The 18,637-nt window shown below is 60.3% G+C and carries 15 protein-coding genes; 2 read left to right on the top strand and 13 right to left on the bottom strand.

Features of this window, described 5'->3' with window-relative positions:
- Positions 1-6: 6 nt before the first annotated feature.
- The 8 genes from F8N85_RS17060 to ffh form a co-directional block, all read right to left on the bottom strand.
- Positions 7-1,311 (bottom strand): homoserine dehydrogenase, encoded by a 1,305-nt coding sequence (locus tag F8N85_RS17060; RefSeq protein WP_150804717.1) that lies wholly within the window; start codon positions 1,309-1,311, stop codon positions 7-9.
- A 136-nt stretch (positions 1,312-1,447) separates the two neighbouring features.
- Complete coding sequence (locus F8N85_RS17055) at positions 1,448-2,179, bottom strand: thioredoxin fold domain-containing protein (RefSeq protein WP_150804716.1); 732 nt, start codon at positions 2,177-2,179, stop codon at positions 1,448-1,450.
- 318 nt (positions 2,180-2,497) lie between these two features.
- A complete protein-coding gene (gene xerD / locus F8N85_RS17050; RefSeq protein ID WP_150804715.1) occupies positions 2,498-3,394 on the bottom strand; it encodes a site-specific tyrosine recombinase XerD in 897 nt (298 codons plus the stop codon).
- Between the two features lie 358 nt (positions 3,395-3,752).
- Positions 3,753-4,103 (bottom strand): 50S ribosomal protein L19, encoded by a 351-nt coding sequence (rplS, locus tag F8N85_RS17045; RefSeq protein ID WP_003175895.1) that lies wholly within the window; start codon positions 4,101-4,103, stop codon positions 3,753-3,755.
- A 45-nt stretch (positions 4,104-4,148) separates the two neighbouring features.
- Positions 4,149-4,922 (bottom strand): tRNA (guanosine(37)-N1)-methyltransferase TrmD, encoded by a 774-nt coding sequence (gene trmD, locus F8N85_RS17040; RefSeq protein ID WP_191636196.1) that lies wholly within the window; start codon positions 4,920-4,922, stop codon positions 4,149-4,151.
- Positions 4,904-5,443 carry a ribosome maturation factor RimM gene (rimM, locus tag F8N85_RS17035; protein WP_150804713.1) on the bottom strand — a complete coding sequence of 180 codons (540 nt, stop codon included), beginning with the start codon at positions 5,441-5,443 and terminating at the stop codon, positions 4,904-4,906. The genes trmD and rimM overlap by 19 nt, the downstream gene beginning before the upstream one ends.
- Positions 5,444-5,448: 5 nt before the next feature.
- Positions 5,449-5,700, bottom strand: a complete 252-nt coding sequence (gene rpsP / locus F8N85_RS17030; protein ID WP_025854836.1) for a 30S ribosomal protein S16 — start codon at positions 5,698-5,700, stop codon at positions 5,449-5,451.
- 250 nt (positions 5,701-5,950) lie between these two features.
- Positions 5,951-7,327 (bottom strand): signal recognition particle protein, encoded by a 1,377-nt coding sequence (gene ffh / locus F8N85_RS17025; RefSeq protein WP_150804712.1) that lies wholly within the window; start codon positions 7,325-7,327, stop codon positions 5,951-5,953.
- A 210-nt stretch (positions 7,328-7,537) separates the two neighbouring features.
- Between ffh and F8N85_RS17020 the strand changes: the two genes are divergently transcribed.
- Positions 7,538-8,350 carry an inner membrane protein YpjD gene (locus tag F8N85_RS17020; RefSeq protein ID WP_150804711.1) on the top strand — a complete coding sequence of 271 codons (813 nt, stop codon included), beginning with the start codon at positions 7,538-7,540 and terminating at the stop codon, positions 8,348-8,350.
- A 12-nt stretch (positions 8,351-8,362) separates the two neighbouring features.
- Positions 8,363-9,619, top strand: coding sequence for an HlyC/CorC family transporter (locus F8N85_RS17015; RefSeq protein WP_150804710.1), 1,257 nt, complete (start codon positions 8,363-8,365; stop codon positions 9,617-9,619).
- Between the two features lie 236 nt (positions 9,620-9,855).
- On the opposite strand, the gene purT is transcribed toward F8N85_RS17015, so the two are convergent.
- From purT to ptsP, 5 genes are all read right to left on the bottom strand, one after another.
- Positions 9,856-11,037, bottom strand: coding sequence for a formate-dependent phosphoribosylglycinamide formyltransferase (purT, locus tag F8N85_RS17010; RefSeq protein WP_150804709.1), 1,182 nt, complete (start codon positions 11,035-11,037; stop codon positions 9,856-9,858).
- A 252-nt stretch (positions 11,038-11,289) separates the two neighbouring features.
- On the bottom strand, positions 11,290-12,831 hold the full coding sequence (locus tag F8N85_RS17005) for an alkaline phosphatase D family protein (protein WP_150804708.1): 1,542 nt from the start codon (positions 12,829-12,831) through the stop codon (positions 11,290-11,292).
- Positions 12,832-13,002: 171 nt separating this feature from the next.
- Positions 13,003-14,742, bottom strand: coding sequence for a PTS fructose-like transporter subunit IIB (locus F8N85_RS17000; protein WP_150804707.1), 1,740 nt, complete (start codon positions 14,740-14,742; stop codon positions 13,003-13,005).
- A gap of 11 nt (positions 14,743-14,753) precedes the next feature.
- Positions 14,754-15,695, bottom strand: a complete 942-nt coding sequence (gene pfkB / locus F8N85_RS16995) for a 1-phosphofructokinase (protein WP_150804706.1) — start codon at positions 15,693-15,695, stop codon at positions 14,754-14,756.
- A complete protein-coding gene (gene ptsP, locus F8N85_RS16990) occupies positions 15,695-18,556 on the bottom strand; it encodes a phosphoenolpyruvate--protein phosphotransferase (RefSeq protein ID WP_150804705.1) in 2,862 nt (953 codons plus the stop codon). Before ptsP ends, pfkB begins: the two co-directional genes overlap by 1 nt.
- Between the last annotated feature and the right edge of the window lie 81 nt (positions 18,557-18,637).

Genomic DNA, 18,637 nt, shown 5'->3' with positions numbered 1-18,637 from the left:
GCTGAATTAATTCAAGTGCTCGACACGGATCCGTACGACCGGACCGACCACATCCTGCAACGCTTCCAGGGCAGTGATCGCATCATTCATGCGCTGTTCCAGCACACGGTGGACCAGCAGGATCATCGGCACCAGGCCGTCGTGTTCCTCGACTTCTTTCTGCATGATCGATTCGATGTTAATGCCACGCTCTGACAGGATACTCGCGACCTGGGCCAATACGCCCGGATGGTCCTTGGCCTGGATACGCAGGTAGTAGGCACTTTCGCAAGCTTCGATCGGCAGGATCGGATGGGCCGACAGCGAGTCCGGCTGGAAGGCCAGGTGCGGTACGCGGTTTTCCGGATCCGAGGTCATGGCGCGAACCACGTCCACCAGATCGGCGATCACCGAGGAAGCCGTCGGCTCCATGCCGGCACCGGCACCGTAGAACAGCGTCGAACCCGCGGCGTCGCCGTTGACCATGACCGCGTTCATCACGCCATTGACGTTGGCGATCAGCCGATCGGCCGGAATCAGCGTCGGATGTACACGCAGTTCGATACCGCTCGCCGTGCTGCGCGCCACACCCAGGTGTTTGATGCGATAGCCCAGGGCTTCGGCGTAGTTCACGTCGGCAGTGGTCAGCTTGGTGATGCCTTCGGTGTAGGCCTTGTCGAATTGCAGCGGGATACCGAAGGCAATGGACGCCAGGATCGTCAGCTTGTGGGCTGCATCGATGCCTTCCACGTCGAAGGTCGGATCGGCTTCGGCGTAACCCAGGGCTTGCGCCTCGGCGAGGACGTCTTCGAAGGTGCGGCCCTTCTCACGCATTTCGGTGAGGATGAAGTTGCCAGTGCCGTTGATGATGCCGGCGACCCAGTTGATGCGGTTGGCGGACAGGCCTTCACGGATCGCCTTGATCACCGGAATGCCACCGGCCACCGCCGCTTCGAACGCCACAATCACGCCTTTTTCGCGAGCCTTGGCGAAGATTTCATTTCCGTGAACGGCGATCAGCGCCTTGTTCGCGGTTACCACATGTTTTCCGTTTTCGATCGCTTTGAGTACCAGCTCGCGGGCAACGGTGTAGCCGCCCACCAGCTCTATGACGATGTCGATCTCAGGGTTCGTGGCCACTTCGAAGACATCGTTGGTAATCGCAATACCGGTCGTCTGGAACTGAGGCTTTGGCGTGCGCGTGGCAATTTGAGCCACTTCGATTCCACGCCCGGCACGACGAGCAATTTCCTCGGCGTTGCGCTGAAGTACGTTGAAGGTACCGCCACCGACGGTCCCTAACCCACAGATGCCTACTTTGACCGGTTTCACTGTGAACTCCCCATGAAACGGCCGACTCAAGGTCGGCCGTGGAAAACAGCCGCACAACGCGCGGCTCTCTATTAATGGAACGATGACCGCTGTCACCGCACCATGATCGTCAACGGCTTAGCGTGACGATGCAGGATTATTTCGCACCCAATGCCAGTTTGGCGACTTGTGGCGCAGGCTGATAGCCCGGAATAACTTGGCCATCGGCTAAAACGATGGCCGGTGTACCGTTTACACCAATGGACTGACCGATTTCAAACTGTTTGGAAACCGGATTGGCGCACTTGGCTGCCTTGATTTCCGTGCCGTCGACCATTTTGTCCATGGCCGCTTTCCTGTCTTTCGAGCACCAGACGGCCTGCAGCTGCTCGTCACCCGGCGAACCCAGGCCCTGACGGGGGAAAGCGACATAGCGTACTTCAATACCCATTTTGTTCAGCTCAGGCACTTCGGCATGCAGCTTGTGGCAGTACGGGCAAGTGGTGTCAGTAAATACCGTGATGTGCGACTTGGTTTCGCCGATGGCCGGATAAACCACAGTTTCAGCGACAGGGATGCCGTTAATCAACTTGGAAACGCCCAGACGCTCGGTTTTTTCAGTCAGGTTGACCGGTTTGCCGTCCTTGAGCTGGAACATGTAACCCTGCATGACGAACTGGCCGTCGGCACTGGCATACAGCACACGACTGCCTTTGAGTTTGACTTCATACAAGCCGGCCAACGGGCTGGCACTGATGGTATCGACTGGCACGTCGAGTTGCAGGTTTTCGAGGCTCTTGCGAATAGCTTGCTCGGCGGCCTGATCGGCCACCGCAAAGGTACTGACCAACGCAATGGCTGCGGCGGCGAAAATCTGGGTCACGCGCATGGGAACTCCTGAAGGCGGACAAATGGGACGGTTGGAACGCCGATATTGAAACTCCGGGTTTTAGCCGCCCACTGTGCAAACCGGCAAAGCCTATCACATAAGCCTTGCGGGGCCGACTGCGGCTGACGCAAGACACCTGCGGATCAACGCAGATTCGCTTTTCGTAGCAGCTGGCGAAGCCTGCGTTCGGCTGCGCAGCAGTCGTGAAATCAGGCGCTACGGTGTTTCAATTAATCCGCGGGTACAGGATTTACGACTGCTGCGCAGCCGAACGCAGCCTGCGGCAGCTGCTATAGGTTGCATCATTTCAATATCCAGTTACCCGCGCGGGTGGTGTTTGGCGTGCAGGTCTTGCAAACGGGCACGGGCGACGTGGGTGTAGATCTGGGTGGTAGACAGATCGCTATGGCCGAGCAGCATCTGCACCACCCGCAGATCAGCGCCGTGATTGAGCAGATGGGTGGCAAAGGCATGGCGCAAGGTATGCGGAGACAGGGATTTGCCGATCCCGGCGACCTTTGCCTGGCGCTTGATCCGGTGCCAGAACGTTTGCCGGGTCATCTGCTCGCCGCGCTGACTGGGAAACAGCACATCGCTGGGGCGCCCGCCCAGCAGCTCGTCGCGAGCGTCGCGCATATAACGTTCGACCCAGACGATCGCCTCCTCGCCCATCGGCACCAGCCGTTCCTTGCTGCCCTTGCCCATCACTCGCAGCACGCCCTGGCGCAAATTGACTTGCTCCAGGGTCAGGCTGATCAGTTCGGTCACCCGCAGGCCACATGCATACAGCACTTCGAGCATGGCGCGATCACGCTGACCGATGACCTCACTCACATCCGGCGCCGCCAGCAGCGCTTCGACATCGGCTTCAGACAAGGACTTGGGCAATGGCCTGCCCAGCTGTGGCATATCGATCTGTAAGGTTGGATCGAGCGCAATCAGCTTTTCCCGTAGCAAGTACCGATAAAAGCCACGCACGCCCGAGAGAAAACGCGCTGTGGAACGCGGCTTATAGGCTTGCTCAAGACGCCAGGCGAGGTGATCGAGGATCAGTTCGCGACCGGCGTTGATCAACTCCAGGCCCTGCTCCTGCAGCCAGCCGTTGAACAGCGCAAGATCACTGCGATAGGCATTACGGGTATTTTCGGCAAGGCCTTTTTCCAGCCATAAGGCATCGAGAAACTGGTCTATCAGGGGATGGTCGATGGCAGGCATGAGCACTCAGGATTCGCTAGCTCAAGGCCGCGCGTGAACAGACAGTGAAACGGGTTGATGGGCTCTAGTCTTTCATAGCCAGTTGTTTCAAGGAACAGGGAGAGTCCGCAAAAAAATCGTCCGGCCCCAAGATCAAAAGATCGCAGCCTGCGGCAGCTCCTACGAGGGGGATCGGTGAATCGACGGGGAACGCGGTCGGCGTAGGAGCTGCAGCAGGTTCGGGCCGCGTTCGGACGATCCTGGCGTTCTCGCACACGCTGAAAATCTCTGGGTAACCTCGCCAGGATCGAAAAAGACAAAAAACGGGCAACAAAAAGGCAGCCCGCAGGCTGCCTTTTTTTGCATCGAAAAGCTGGACTTAAGCCAGTTTTTCCTTGATGCGAGCTGCTTTACCGGACAGGTCACGCAGGTAGTACAGCTTGGCTTTACGTACGTCACCGCGACGTTTAACGGCCATGCTGTCGATTTGCGGGCTGTAGGTCTGGAAAGTACGCTCTACGCCAACACCGTTGGAGATTTTACGAACAGTGAAAGCACTGTTCACACCACGGTTACGCTTGGCGATTACTACGCCTTCGAACGCTTGCAGACGCGAACGGTCGCCTTCCTTCACTTTCACCTGAACGACAATAGTGTCGCCCGGGGCAAAGGTAGGGATCTCTTTGGTCATCTGCTCTGCTTCGAGTGCAAGAATGATTTTGTTAGTCATGCTGTGCTCCTAAGGTAAATCGTCGGATCTACCATCGATACGTTGTTAACTATCGTCCCGCTCGCGGATGTATTCCTCGAGCAGCTTCTTCTCTTCTCCAGAAAGCGAGCGGCTTTCCAGAAGATCGGCGCGTCGTTCAGAGGTCCTACCAAGGGACTGCTGTAAACGCCAACGCCGGATATGTGCGTGGTTGCCACTAAGCAACACGTCGGGAACACGCTGATCCGCATACACCTCCGGTCGGGTGTAATGCGGGCAATCCAGCAGACCATCCGTAAAGGAATCTTCCTCGGCGGAGTCCGCATGCCCTAAAGCTCCAGGCAGCAGTCGTGTAACCGCATCTATCAGGACCATCGCCGGCAGCTCGCCACCGGACAGTACATAGTCGCCAATTGACCACTCTTCATCGACATGAGCTTCAATAAATCGCTCGTCAATGCCTTCATAGCGACCGGCAATCAGGATTAATGCTTCCTCATTCGCCAACTCGCGTACCGCCGACTGATTCAATCGACGGCCTTGGGGCGACAGGTAAATTACCTTCGCCGCCTCCCCGGCTGCCTGCCTGGCCTGAACCAGAGCATCTTCCAGGGGCTTGATCTTCATCACCATGCCCGGACCACCGCCAAATGGGCGATCGTCCACAGTGTGATGTCGATCCGTCGTGTAGTCTCGCGGATTCCAACAGGTCAGCTGCAAGAGCCCCTGTTTCACCGCACGACTGGTGATGCCGTACTCGCTGATGGCGGAGAACATCTCGGGAAACAAACTGATCACTTCTACGCGCAAGTTAGCCACGCTTAGAAGTCCGCATCCCATTCCACCTTCATCTCGCCCGCTGCCAGGTCGACGGCCAACACGCATTGCTCGGTATAGGGCAACAGGCGTTCGCGATCATCCAGGCTGCCAGCGCAAGGCTTGACCACCATTACATCATTCGAGCCGGTCTCCAGCAGGTGATCGATCTTCCCGAGCAATTGCCCGAGTTGGTCAATAACCTTGAGGCCTTCCAGCTGGTACCAGTAGTACTCGCCGTCGGTCAGATCAGGAAACAGGTTACGCGGCACGCAGATTTCAAAACCGGCCAGAAGACGAGCTTCTTCACGGTCATCGAGACCCTTGAGCTTTGTGACCAGAAACTTGCCGTTATGTACACGGCCACTGACCAGCTCTACCTGTCGTACATCGCCTTCGCGCTTGAGCGTCCAGGTCTTGTAATCCAACAGGTTTCCAATCGGATCGGTAAAGGAAAAGACCTTCACCTCGCCGCGAACGCCATGAATGGAGTAAATCTTGCCGATAACGATCAAATCATCAGCAATGGCAGGCGTCGCGTTCATATTGCTCAGGCCGCAGCCTTAGCCGAATCCTTCAACAACTGAGCAACACGCTCAGAAGGTTGTGCACCAACGCTCAGCCAGTAGGCTACGCGCTCTTGGTTCACGGACAGGCGGACTTCTTGACCACGAGCGATCGGGTTGAAGAAACCAACTTGTTCTTTGTGCGAACCGTCGCGTGGGTTGCGGCTGTCGGTCACGGTCAAGTGGTAAAACGGGCGCTTTTTGGAGCCGCCAAGGGCAAGACGGATTGTTAGCATGTGAACATCGTTCCTGTAGTCGGTGCTGCAAATCTAAATGCACAGCGGGCATAGGTGCCCGAAAGGCCGCATATTCTAAGGAATATCCGGACATTTGCAAATGTCTTTTTCTGGCGCCTATCGGCATGCCATCAAGATTTGCTATAGAGCCGTTGCGAACAACGGCAGGTCAGCTCCCGCCAAGCGCGGGTTTGCTGGAGATCCCACGTCCGTGTGGGGCAGCGCCGACATGACTGTCGACGCGAAAATTTTACCTTTTCGGCATACCGCCGCCGGGCAACATTCCGCCCATGCCGCGCATCATTTTCGCCATTCCGCCTTTGGCGGAGAATTTTTTCATCATCTTCTGCATCTGCTTGTGCTGCTTGATCAAGCGACCGATGTCCTGCACCTGAGTGCCGGAACCCATGGCGATCCGACGTTTGCGCGAACCGCTGATCAGCTCAGGGTCGCGGCGCTCGGCCGGGGTCATGGAATTGATGATGGCTTCCATCTGCTTGAACTGTTTCTCTGCCGCGCCCTGGGCATTGCCCATCTGCGCCAGATTCACTCCGCCGATGTTCGGCAGCTTGTCCATCAGGCCGCCGAGGCCACCCATGTTCTTCATTTGTTGCAGCTGATCGCGGAAATCTTCGAGATCGAAGCCCTTACCTTTCTTCAGCTTTTTGGCAAGCTTGTCGGCTTTGTCTTTATCGAGGGTCTGTTCGGCCTGTTCGATAAGGCTGAGCACGTCGCCCATGCCAAGAATACGCGAAGCGATCCGCTCCGGGTGGAACGGTTCGAGCGCATCGCTCTTCTCGCCCATACCGATGAACTTGATCGGCTTGCCGGTGATTGCGCGAACCGACAGCGCGGCACCGCCACGGGCGTCACCGTCGACCTTGGTCAGGATCACACCTGTCAGCGGCAGTGCATCGCCAAAGGCTTTGGCCGTGTTGGCGGCATCCTGGCCGGTCATGGCGTCGACCACGAACAGCGTTTCGACCGGTTTGATCGCCGCATGCAGGGCTTTGATCTCGCCCATCATCTCTTCGTCGATGTGCAGACGACCAGCGGTATCGACGATGACCACGTCGATGAATTTGAGTCGGGCTTCCTTGATCGCCGCTTCAGCGATCGCCACCGGCTTCTGGCTCAGATCGGACGGAAAGAAGGTTACGCCGACTTCACCGGCGAGCATTTCCAGCTGTTTGATCGCCGCCGGACGGTAGACGTCCGCCGAGACCACCATCACGCTCTTCTTCTTGCGCTCTTTGAGGAAACGCGCAAGTTTGCCGACGGTGGTGGTTTTACCCGCACCTTGCAGACCGGCCATCAACACCACGGCTGGCGGCACGGCGCTCAGATTCAGGTCTTCGTTGGCCGCGCCCATCAGGCTTTCGAGTTCGGCCTGAACGATCTTCACGAAGGCCTGGCCCGGCGTCAGGCTGCGCGACACCTCGGTGCCGACAGCGCGCTCCTTGACCGCATGGACGAAGTCTTTGACCACCGGCAAGGCGACGTCAGCTTCGAGCAACGCCATGCGCACTTCACGCAGGGTGTCTTTGATATTGTCCTCGGTCAGCTTGGCCTTGCCGGTGACATGGCGCAGCGTCTGCGAGAGACGGTCGGTTAGGTTTTCAAACATGCGCGATCCTTTCAGGCCCTATAGTAGACCGAGGTAATGGCGGCCCAGCCCGTGAAAAACGTGTGCTCGGCGAGCCTGCGGCGTGGGCAGGTCGCGGATTATAGCGAAGACTGGGGCCGGCGGACACCTCGCTGTCTGGTTCTGTGGTCTTTCGTGTCATGTGGGTTCTATGCCAAACTCAGGGCCTTTCGGGCTTGCCTAACAGGATTTATGCTCCCCTTGTCACCCAGTTTGCTAACCGCCCTCGCCGCCGCCTGCTTATATGCCGCTGCGACCCTCTATCAAGGCTCTCGTCTGGCCATAGGTGCCAAGGCGAACAAACGCCTGCTGGTCACGCTCGGCGTCCTCGCCGTGCTGACCCATAGCGCCAGTCTTTTCAACCATCTGATGACGCCGATCGGCCTGGGGCTGGACTTTTTCAACGCTGCCAGCCTGATTGCCGTTGCGGTGATTGCCCTGACGCTGCTGGCCTGCTCGCGGATTCCGGTGGAGAACCTGCTGGTATTGCTGTTCCCGCTCGGGCTGGCCACGGTGCTACTGGCGCAATTCGCGCCGTCGGGCACGGTCCAGGTGATCGATGAGGCACCGGGAATTCTGGCGCACATCCTGCTATCGATCCTGGCCTATGGCATGTTCACCATCGCGGTGTTCCAGGCCTTGCTGCTGCTGATCCAGGATCACCAGCTCAAGCACAAGCATCCGTCCGGCCTGATCAAGAACTTCCCGCCATTGCAAACCATGGAAAGCCTGTTGTTCGGCTTCCTCTGGGCCGGCTGGACGCTGCTGTCGTTGTCGCTGATTTCCGGCTGGCTGTTCGTCGAGAACCTGTTCGCCCAGCACCTGGTCCACAAAACCCTGCTGGCGTTCCTGGCCTGGATCGTCTTCAGCGTGCTGCTGTGGGGCCGCACCCGCCTCGGCTGGCGCGGACACAAGGCCATTCGCTGGACCCTTGCCGGTTTCTGCCTGCTGATGCTGGCGTATTTCGGCAGCAAGCTGGTCCGCGAATACATCCTGCATGTCTGACGAGCAGTAATCATGGATAACCTGCCCCTCGGGCCGATGCTCGCTGTACTGGCCCTGCTGATTCTATGGTCAGGGTTGTTTACCGCCATCGAAGTCGCTCAACAGCATCTGCTGGCCCAGCGCACCGCCTCGCGTTCGAGCGACAAGCCGCTGGCCAGGCTGAACTTCCCGCGTGAAAGCCTGATTCTGTGCAACACCCTGTGCCGGGTCCTGACAGTGATCATTGGCACCTTGCTGGCCCTGACTTATTGGCAGGAAAACGGACCGTGGCTGGCCTGCCTGAGCGCTACCTGCGCCCTGCTGGTCTTTGCCGACTACCTGCCGCGCACATTGGCCACGCGTTATCCCGAAGCGATCCTGGGCATAGGCAATGCCCTGCTCGGCGTGCCGCTGAAGATCCTCTATCCCGCCGCCTGGCTGCTCAACGGCATCGCCCAATTGTTCCTGCGCCAGCTGAGCGCCAGACCGTCCAGCGTCAAGCAGAGCGAGGACGAGCCAGCGCCAACCCGCGACTTGGGACCGGACCATGAGCAGGCCGCCTGCCGCCCGCACCTGCTGTCCGGCATTCATGCGCTGGACAACATCACGGTCAATGACATCCTGGTACCGCGCAGTGAAGTCGACGGGATCAATCTGGACGACCCGATCGAAGAGATCATCGAACAGCTGAAGAATTCCAACCGTACCCGTCTGCCGGTGTTCCACAGCGATATCAATCAGGTCGAGGCGGTGCTCAATACCCGCCAGATCCGCCATCTGTTGCCGGACGCGAGCCTCACCAAGGAGGCCTTGCTGGCAGCTTGCCACGAACCTTACTTCGTGCCGGAAAGCACTCCGCTGCAGCTGCAGTTGTTGAACTTCCACAAACAACAGCGGCGCCTGGGCATGGTGGTTGACGAATATGGCGAGGTGCTCGGCATCGTTACCCTCGAAGACATTCTCGAAGAAATCGTCGGTGAGTTCGAAAGCCAGCAAAGCCTCGACAACCCGCATATTCACCCTCAGCCTGACGGCCGACTGATGATCGACGGCGCCGCATCGATCCGCGAACTGAACAAGAGTCTCGGCTGGCACCTGCCCAGCGACGGCCCGAAAACCCTCAATGGACTGGTTACCGAAGCATTGGAAACCATCCCGGAGAGCGCGGTTTGCCTGAAGATCGGTCGCTATCGCCTGGAAATCCTCGAAACTGAAGACAACCGTGTCAGCCGCGTGTTGATCTGGCATGTAGCCGCTGGCGAGCCCGCAAGCCTGCGTTCGACCGCGTAGGGGTCATAAAACCTGCAACCGCGCCGTATCAATTAAATCGCGTTTAACCAACGACGACCGCTTCGACCGAACGCAGCCTCGCGAGCTCGGCAGCTGCTACATATCCCCGATTTGAACCGGGTTACCTGATAGACCTATATCGCGAGCAGGCTCGCTCCCACATTGGGACCGCATTCCTTCTGACAGAACGCGGCCCCCTGTGGGAGCGAGCCTGCTCGCGATAGCCGCGACTCGGTCTACAGCTCTACAACAACAGCCTGAGCGGCGCGGGTCGCTTTCGCGCGAGCAGTTTCAATCGACTCATCACGAGCCAAGGCAACACCCATCCGGCGCTGACCATTGACTTCCGGCTTGCCGAACAGACGCAATGCCGTATCCGGCTCGCTCAATGCCGCACCCAGGTTGGCGAAAGCAGTCTGGGTCGACTGCCCTTCCACCAGAATCACCGCCGAAGCCGATGGACCGAACTGACGGATCAATGGAATCGGCAACCCCAGAATCGCCCGCGCATGCAAGGCGAACTGCGACAGGTCCTGAGAAATCAGCGTCACCAGACCGGTGTCATGGGGACGTGGCGAAACTTCGCTGAACCACACCTGATCGCCCTTGATGAACAGCTCGACGCCGAACAGTCCCCGACCACCCAAGGCTTCGGTCACCGCTTTGGCAACCCGCTCGGATTCCGCCAAGGCAATCGGGCTCATGGCCTGCGGCTGCCAGGATTCCTGGTAATCGCCCTTCTCCTGGCGGTGGCCGACCGGCGCGCAGAAGGTGGTGCCGCCGATATGGCGCACAGTCAGCAGAGTGATCTCGTAATCGAAGTCGATAAAACCTTCGATGATCACCCGCCCCTTGCCGGCACGACCGCCTTCTTGCGCATAATCCCAAGCCTTCTGCACGTCATCGACGCTGCGCAGCAGGCTCTGGCCTTTGCCCGAGGAACTCATCACCGGCTTGACCACGCACGGGAAGCCCAGATCCTCGACCGCCTTGCGATAGTCTTCGACAGTGTCGGCGAAGTGGTACGGCGAGGTCGGCAGGTCCAGCTCTTCAGCGGCCAGACGCCGGATACCTTCGCGGTTCATGGTCAGCTGCGCGGCACGGGCAGTCGGAATCACGGTAAAGCCTTCGGCCTCCAGCTCCACCAGGGTAGCAGTGGCGATGGCTTCGATTTCCGGCACGATGAAGTGCGGCTTCTCCGCTTCGATCACCGCACGCAGCGCCGCGCCATCGAGCATGTTGATCACATGACTGCGATGGGCCACTTGCATGGCCGGTGCGTTGGCGTAGCGATCCACGGCGATCACTTCAACGCCCAGGCGTTGCAGCTCGATTACCACTTCCTTGCCCAGCTCGCCGCAGCCACACAGCAAAACGCGGGTCGCGGTTGGCGACAATGGAGTTCCGATACGGGTCATCTCAGGTCCTCAAAGGAGCGGATCATCGAGGGTCGCACGCAGCGCGGGCTTCCCATGGGAGAAAACGCGGCATTTTACATGAACCGGGCGGTTTGGCTTCAGCCTGGCAACCGGCTCTTGCGCAAACGCCAGGCCATGGCCAGCCAGACACAGGTCCGGCCGACCCGATGATGTCCAGATGCGAGGTGGTGGAAAAGGGGTTAAATGCAACCTGGATCATTGAACAGATGAGCGAGGTCCTCGAACACAGCCTCAGATTGGCTGCAACTTCTGCTCGAACACCGCCACCCCATCCAGATCCCGCAAGATGATGCTCATTTCGGCGGTCTGCCCATCGATGTTCACTTCTCCGAAAAACTGAAACCCGGCAAATGGCGAGGTATTTTGCGCCGGGGGGGCCTTTTCGAACACCACTTCGGGACCAAACGTCTTGTCCAGCGTATCGGGCCCGAAACTGCCGGCGTTCAAGGGGCCCGCGACAAATTCCCAGAACGGTTCGAAGTCCTGAAACGCCGCCCGGTCCGGATGATAGTGGTGCGCTGCGCAATAATGCACGTCGGCCGTCAGCCACAGGTAATTGCGCACCTGCTGCGCCCGCAGGAACCCCAGCAGCTCGGCGATTTCCAGTTCTCGTCCCTGAGCCTGACCCGGGTCGCCATTGGCCACCGCGTCCCAGCGCGGTACGCCAGGGCTCAGTTCACCATCCGGCACTCCGAGGCCGATCGGCATGTCGGCGGCGATGACTTTCCACTGCGCGCTGGAACCCTTCAACTCGCGCTTGAGCCAGTCCAGTTGCTCGCGACCAAGGAAAGGTTTGGCGCCGCCGAGATTGTCGTCGTTGGCACCGCGATAGCTGCGCATATCCAGTACAAATACCTCCAGCAACGGTCCGTAGCTCAGCTTGCGATAGATCCGCCCGCCCTGATCGGCGCGCTGTAAACGCATCGGTGCATATTCGAGCCAAGCCTGGCGGGCCCGCCCCACCAGGTTGTGGATATCTTTGTTGTGGTAGCGCCCATCCAGTTGTTTGCCGGGCGACCAGTTGTTGACTACTTCGTGATCGTCCCACTGCCAGATCTGCGGCACTTGGGCGTTGAAGCGACGAATGTTTTCATCCATCAGGTTGTAGCGGTAGTTGCCGCGGTAATCGCCGAGGGTTTCGGCGACTTTGCTTTTTACCTCGGTAGTGAGATTGCGCCAGATACGGCCGCCCTCGGTACTGATTTGCGCCGGCACCGGTCCGTCGGCGTAGATGCTGTCGCCGCAGTGAATAAAGAAGTCCGGCAGACGCAAGCGCATTGCCTCATAGATGCGCATACCGCCAATCTCGGGGTTGATGCCGAACCCCTGGCCAACCGTATCACCGCTCCAGACGAACCGAATATCGCGCCGTTGCTGTGGCACGCTGCGCAGGTGGCCGAACCAGGGCTCGCTGGCCACGCCGCTCTGGGCATCTTCGAACAACACCCGATAGAAGATCGCTTGATCAGCGGGCAAACCCGTGAGTTCGACCCGGGCGGTGAAGTCACTGCGGGCATCGGTCAATGGCGACACGATGCGTCGAGGGTTGCTGAACAGGCTGCGAGTGTCCCACTCCACGACCATCCGCGCCGGGCGGTCGCTGCGGCTCCAGATCAGCGCTCGATCGCCCAGCATGTCACCGGACTGCACGCCATCCGTGAGTTGCGGACGATCCTTGACCGAGGCAATCACCGCCGGTGCCAGGCCGGGTAACAACAGCCCGGCCCCTACGGCCTGCACCAGCCGACGGCGGCCGAGATCGAATTCGCTCATGGTGTTTGTCCCTCGACCATCCAAAAGGAAAGCTTAGGCATGGAGCGATGAAAGGGCGGTGACAGCAAAAAGATCGCAGCCTGCGGCAGCTCCTACGCCAACCGCATACACCTACAATATTGCAGGTGCGCGCAACTCCTGTAGGAGCTGCCGCAGGCTGCGATCTTTGCTTTACGCCTTGACCGGCTCCAGAACCAACTCGACCTCCTCAGAGCGTTTGATCAGCGCATACGTCACCGCGGTCAGCAAACTCCCGGCAACAATCGCCAGCAAGTACAGCAACGCATGATTGATCGCGTTCGGGATCAGCATTACAAATAGCCCCCCGTGAGGTGCCATCAGCTTGCAGCCGAAGTACATCGACAATGCGCCAGTCAACGCACCACCGGCGATGCTCGCCGGGATCACTCGCAAGGGGTCCTTGGCGGCAAACGGAATCGCTCCTTCGGAGATAAAGCACAGGCCAAGCACAAAGGCCGCCTTGCCGGCTTCACGCTCGGCCTGGGCGAACTTGCGGCGAGCGATGAAAGTGGCGATGCCCATGCCGATCGGCGGCACCATACCGGCGGCCATGGTCGCGGCCATCGGTGCGTAACTTTGCGAGGCCAGCAGGCCGACCGAGAAGGCATAGGCGGCTTTGTTGATCGGTCCACCGAGGTCGACGCACATCATGCCGCCGAGCAACACCCCGAGCAGGATTGCGTTGGTGGTGCCCATGCTGTCGAGGAAGTGGGTCAAGGCTTCGAGCATCCCGGCGACCGGCTTGCCCACCACGTAGATCATCACCAGGCCGGTGAACAGACTCCCCAGCAGCGGGATGATCAGGATCGGCTTCAACGCTTCGAGACTTTGCGGCAAGCGCACCCAGCGATTGATCGCCTGGACCGCGTAACCGGCGATAAAGCCGGCAATAATCCCGCCGATAAATCCCGCTCCCAGGGTGCTGGCCAGCAAGCCGCCAATCATCCCCGGCGCCAGGCCCGGCCGGTCGGCGATCGAGTAGGCAATGTAACCGGCGAGCAACGGCACCATCAGTTTGAACGCGGTCTCGCCACCGATCTGCATCAGTGCCGCCGCCAGCGTGCCAGGCTCCTTGAACGCTTCGATGCCGAAAACGAACGAGAGGGCGATCAGCAAACCGCCGGCCACCACCATCGGCAACATGAATGACACACCGGTCAGCAGGTGCTTGTAGACCCCGGTCTTCTCAGCCTTCGCCGGGCCCTGGCCAGCGGTCGCGGCGCTTTCCTGTTTACCCTCGGCCAGCGCCTTGTTCAGCGTGGCTTCGGCCTGCTTCAAGGCGATGCCGGTGCCGCAGCGATAAATCTTCTTGCCGGCGAAACGTTCGGTGGCGACTTCGATATCCGCCGCCAGCAACACCACATCGGCCTCGGCAATCGCTGTCGCGCTCAAGGGCGTGCGGGCACCGACCGAACCCTGGGTTTCTACTTGCAGGTCATAACCAAGGCGTTTGGCCGCTTGCTGCAAGGCTTCAGCGGCCATGAAGGTATGAGCGACGCCCGTCGGGCACGCGGTCACCGCCACCAGCCGGGGTGCGTTGGTGCTGGCGATAGCTGGTTCGGCAAGCCCTTGCGGCGCGACATAGATCTGCGCCTCTTCGGCCCCACGGCGCAGCACAGCTTCAACATCCTGCAGCGCTTGAGCCGGGGTGCTCTGAAACACCCGTTTGCCAACAAAACGCGACATATTCAGCGGCGTGCTGCTGACCACCAGCAGCCATTCGGCGTCGTCGATAGTCGCGGCGGACAACTGCCGCTCTGGGTGCGCGGCATCATGCACTTCGACACTGGTGCTCCAGCCCTGGCGTTGCGCCGCCGCATCGAGCAAACGCGCGCAAAGCACACTGGTGACCATGCCGTTCGGGCAGGCAGTAACAATGGCTAATTTCATTACAAACCCTCTTATTGTTCTGTCAGGGGGTGAACACGCACCCCCTTCTCGAGCTGCGCCAGTTGCGTGGCATCGCTGATTCCGAAACCGATCTGGGTCACCGCCATGGCAGCAATCGCAGTGGCCGTGCGCAAGGTCTGTTCAGGGGTATGCGCACTGAGCAAACCGTGGAGCATCCCGGCCAGCAAGGAATCGCCGGCACCCACGGTACTGGCGACGCTGACCCTGGGTGGCAATGCCTGCAAGGCAGTACCGACACCGAACCAGTTCACCCCGTCGGCACCATGAGAAATCACCACATGCTCGACGCCTTGAGCCTGTAACCGGCTCGCCGCTTCGGCTTGTGCCGCCACCGACGCCACCGGGGAGTCCAGCGCCTCGGCCAGCTCTTCGGTGTTGGGTTTGATCAGCCATGGACCTGCCGCGAGCCCTGCGCGCAAGGCTGCGCCGCTGGTGTCCAGGGCGACTTTCAAACCGAGGCTCTTCAGCCGAATCAGCAGCGCTTGAAACCATTGCGCACTGACTCCGCGCGGCAGGCTCCCGGCGACCACCACCGCATCATGCCCGGCGGCGATCTGCTCGAGACGATCGAGCAACGCCTGTTGAGCGGCTTCACTGACCAGCGGCCCCGGTCCGTTCAGGTCGGTGATACGCCCATCGCCCTCAGCCAGTTTGATATTGCTGCGGGTTTCTCCGGGCACGCGGATGAATTCGTCGAAAAAACCGCGCCGGATAAACAGCGTTTCGAAGGCGTGTGGATTGTCTTCACCCAGGAAACCGCTGACGGTCACCTGATGCCCAAGATCCGCCAATACCTGAGCCACGTTTACGCCCTTGCCGGCGGCGTGGCTGTGCATGGCATCGCTGCGGTTGACCTGACCGGGCGCCAGCTTCGTTAACTGGACGGTGAGGTCCAGCGCCGGGTTCAGGGTCAGGGTCAGAATTTTAGCCATTACAGGGCCTCCACAAGAGCGCGTACTTCATCGGCGCAGCCCACGGCCAACGCCTGCTGAGCGAGAATTTTTGCCTGGCTCAGGCTGAGTTCGCGAACCCTCGCCTTGACCTCGGGAATGCTGCGTGCCGACACGCTCAACTCATCCACCCCCAGCCCCACCAGCACCGGTACAGCCAGTGGGTCCGCCGCCAGCTCTCCGCAGACACCGACCCATTTGCCATGGGCATGGGCCGCGCGCACGGTGATGTCGATCAGCATCAAGACCGCCGGGTGCAAGCCATCGGCCTGGGCCGACAGGGTCGGATGGCCGCGGTCGATCGCCAGGGTGTATTGGGTCAGGTCGTTGGTGCCGACGCTGAAGAAGTCGACTTCCTTGGCCAGTACCGGGGCAAGCAGCGCTGCCGATGGCACTTCGATCATGATCCCCAGTTGCAGGTCGGCCACCGGAATTTCCAGGCGCAGGCGTTCGGTCATGTCCCGGGCCTGGCGCCATTCATCAACACTGCCGACCATCGGGAACATGATGCGCAACGGCCGGTTATCAGCGGCTCGCAGCAAGGCGCGCAACTGGGCTTCCATGACCTGCGGACGTTGCAGGGTCAACCGAATGCCGCGAACCCCGAGGAAAGGGTTTTCTTCCTTGGCGATGGGCCAGTAAGGCAACGGCTTGTCACCGCCGACATCCAGGGTCCGGACCACCAAAGGTCGCCCGGCCAGGCCATCGAGTACCCGGCGGTATTCGGTTTCCTGGGTCGCCTCATCCGGCGCTTGCGGATGGGCCATGAAAATCAGTTCGGTGCGCAGCAGGCCTATGCCTTCGGCGCCCTGCTCGACTGCGCTGGTGACACCGGCGCTTTCGCCGATGTTGGCGAACACTTCAACGGCGTGGCCATCGGTGGTGATTGCCGGTTCGTGACGCCGGGCGGCAGCTGCCTGCAGACGTTGCTCGCGGGTGTCGCGCTCTTCAATGGCGCGCTGCAAGGTCGCGGCATCGGCATCCACATGCAGCCGACCGCGTTGACCGTCGAGCAACAGCGGCGTGCCCGGTGCCAGCAGCAATACCGCGGCGCCAGCACCGACCAGCGCCGGAATGCCCAAGGCCCGGGCCACAATCGCGCTGTGGGCAGTGGCGCCACCGCGGGCGGTCAGAATGCCGGCAACCCGTGCGGGATCGAGGCGCGCCACGTCCGAGGGGCCGACCTCGTCCATCACCAGAATATAGGCTTGCTCTGGTTCGACCGGGCTTTCGACGCCACACAACTGCGCCAGCACCCGGCGTCCGACATCCCGCAAGTCCGCTGCACGCTCGGCCAGCAAGGCATCCTGCAGTGATTCCTGTTGTCTGGCCGCGGCCTCGACGACCGCCATCCATGCCGCCTCGGCGCTTTCGCCCTGCTTGAGACGGGTGTCGACCTCGTCGGTCAGCTCCGGATCGTCGAGCATTTCCTGGTGGGTGATGAAAATCTCCCGGATAGCCTTGGCCTTGCTGCGCTGAATCAAGCCTTCGATGTCGCGACGAACTTCGCTCAGCGCTTGCTTCAGACGCTCGCGCTCAATGGCGGCGGACTCGCCGCGCAACGGGTAATCAATCGGTTGCAGCACTTGAATGTGCGCCGGACCGATGGCGATCCCCGGCGCGGCGGCGATAGCCTGAACCAGGCTGCCCGAGGCCGGAGCCACCAGCACCTGGGCGACTTCAGCAATGACTTCACGGGGTGCACTGACCGCCGGCAACGGCTCGACTTCCTCGCCGAGCCCCTCTTCGATAGCCGCCAGCAAGGCTGGCAAGGCATCCGCTGCAATGCTTGGCTCAGCGATAAACTCAAGCACCTGGCCACGATGGGCGCCGAGGCTGAGCAACTTGCTCAGGCTCTTCACCGACACCGCACTCTCCTGGCCATCAACGATCCGCACGCGAATCTCGCCTTCAAAACTTTTCGCCAGCTGCGCCAGAATCTTCGCCGGGCGCGCATGCAGACCGTGGGCATTGGCCAAGGCGATACGGGCACTCGGCCAGTCGGCCGGCACTTCGCCGCCGAGCACTTCCAGCACCGCACGGCTGCTGGTGGCACGCCCCAGTTCATGTCCGCGACCTTCAATCAGCAAGGCACAGAGACGTTCGAGCAACGCTTGATGGGCTTCCCCCAGGCTGGCCAGGCAAAACAGACCGCTGAGCGGCTGGCCGAGGTAGCGAATCGGTTTGTCCGGCGTGACGAAGGCCAGGCCCGGACGCTTGACCGTCTGTTCGCTGTGCAACCACCACAGGCCATCGCCCAGTGGCAACGCGTCAACCTGCTGCAACACTGCGGAAAACCCATTGCTGACGCAGTCGGCCTGGCGCAGCAAACGCGCGCCGCGCCAGACCAACTCTTCGAAATCATCGGCCGACACGCCCAAGCCGATCATCTGCGCGTCCAGCGCCAGCTCTTGCGGCGCGCCTTGCAGCAGCTTCAGCAAGGCCTCGGCGGAACTGGCGCGGCGCAGGGCCTGGCCCAGATCGGTTTCACCGAGGGCGCGGGTGAGCAATTGCAACAAGCGCAAGTGTTCATCGGATTTGGCGGCAATGCCGATCGCCAGGTAGACGATCTGGCCGTCACCCCAGTCCACCCCTTCGGGGAACTGCAACAGGCGCACGCCGGTAGTGAACACTTTGTCGCGGGTTTCGGGAGTGCCGTGGGGGATCGCAATACCTTGACCGAGAAAGGTCGAGCCCTGGGCTTCTCGCGCCTGCAAGCCGCTGAGGTACCCCTCTTCGACCAGACCATCGTCGACCAGCTTTTCGGCAAGCAGATGGAGTGCCGCGGACTTATCCACAGCCGACTGGCCCATGGATATCTGCTCTATGGTGAGCTCGAGCATGCTTTCTCCTATTTAGCGCAAGGTAGCGCTAGGTATTGTTTTGAATGAATCAGCTTAGGCTTATTGGCAGAACAGCCTTGG

It is taken from the genome of Pseudomonas fluorescens (assembly GCF_902497875.1).
GTDB lineage: Bacteria > Pseudomonadota > Gammaproteobacteria > Pseudomonadales > Pseudomonadaceae > Aquipseudomonas > Aquipseudomonas fluorescens_BR.
The sequence above is the reverse complement of the archived record's forward strand: the minus strand, read 5'-3'. Positions and strand labels throughout refer to the sequence as shown.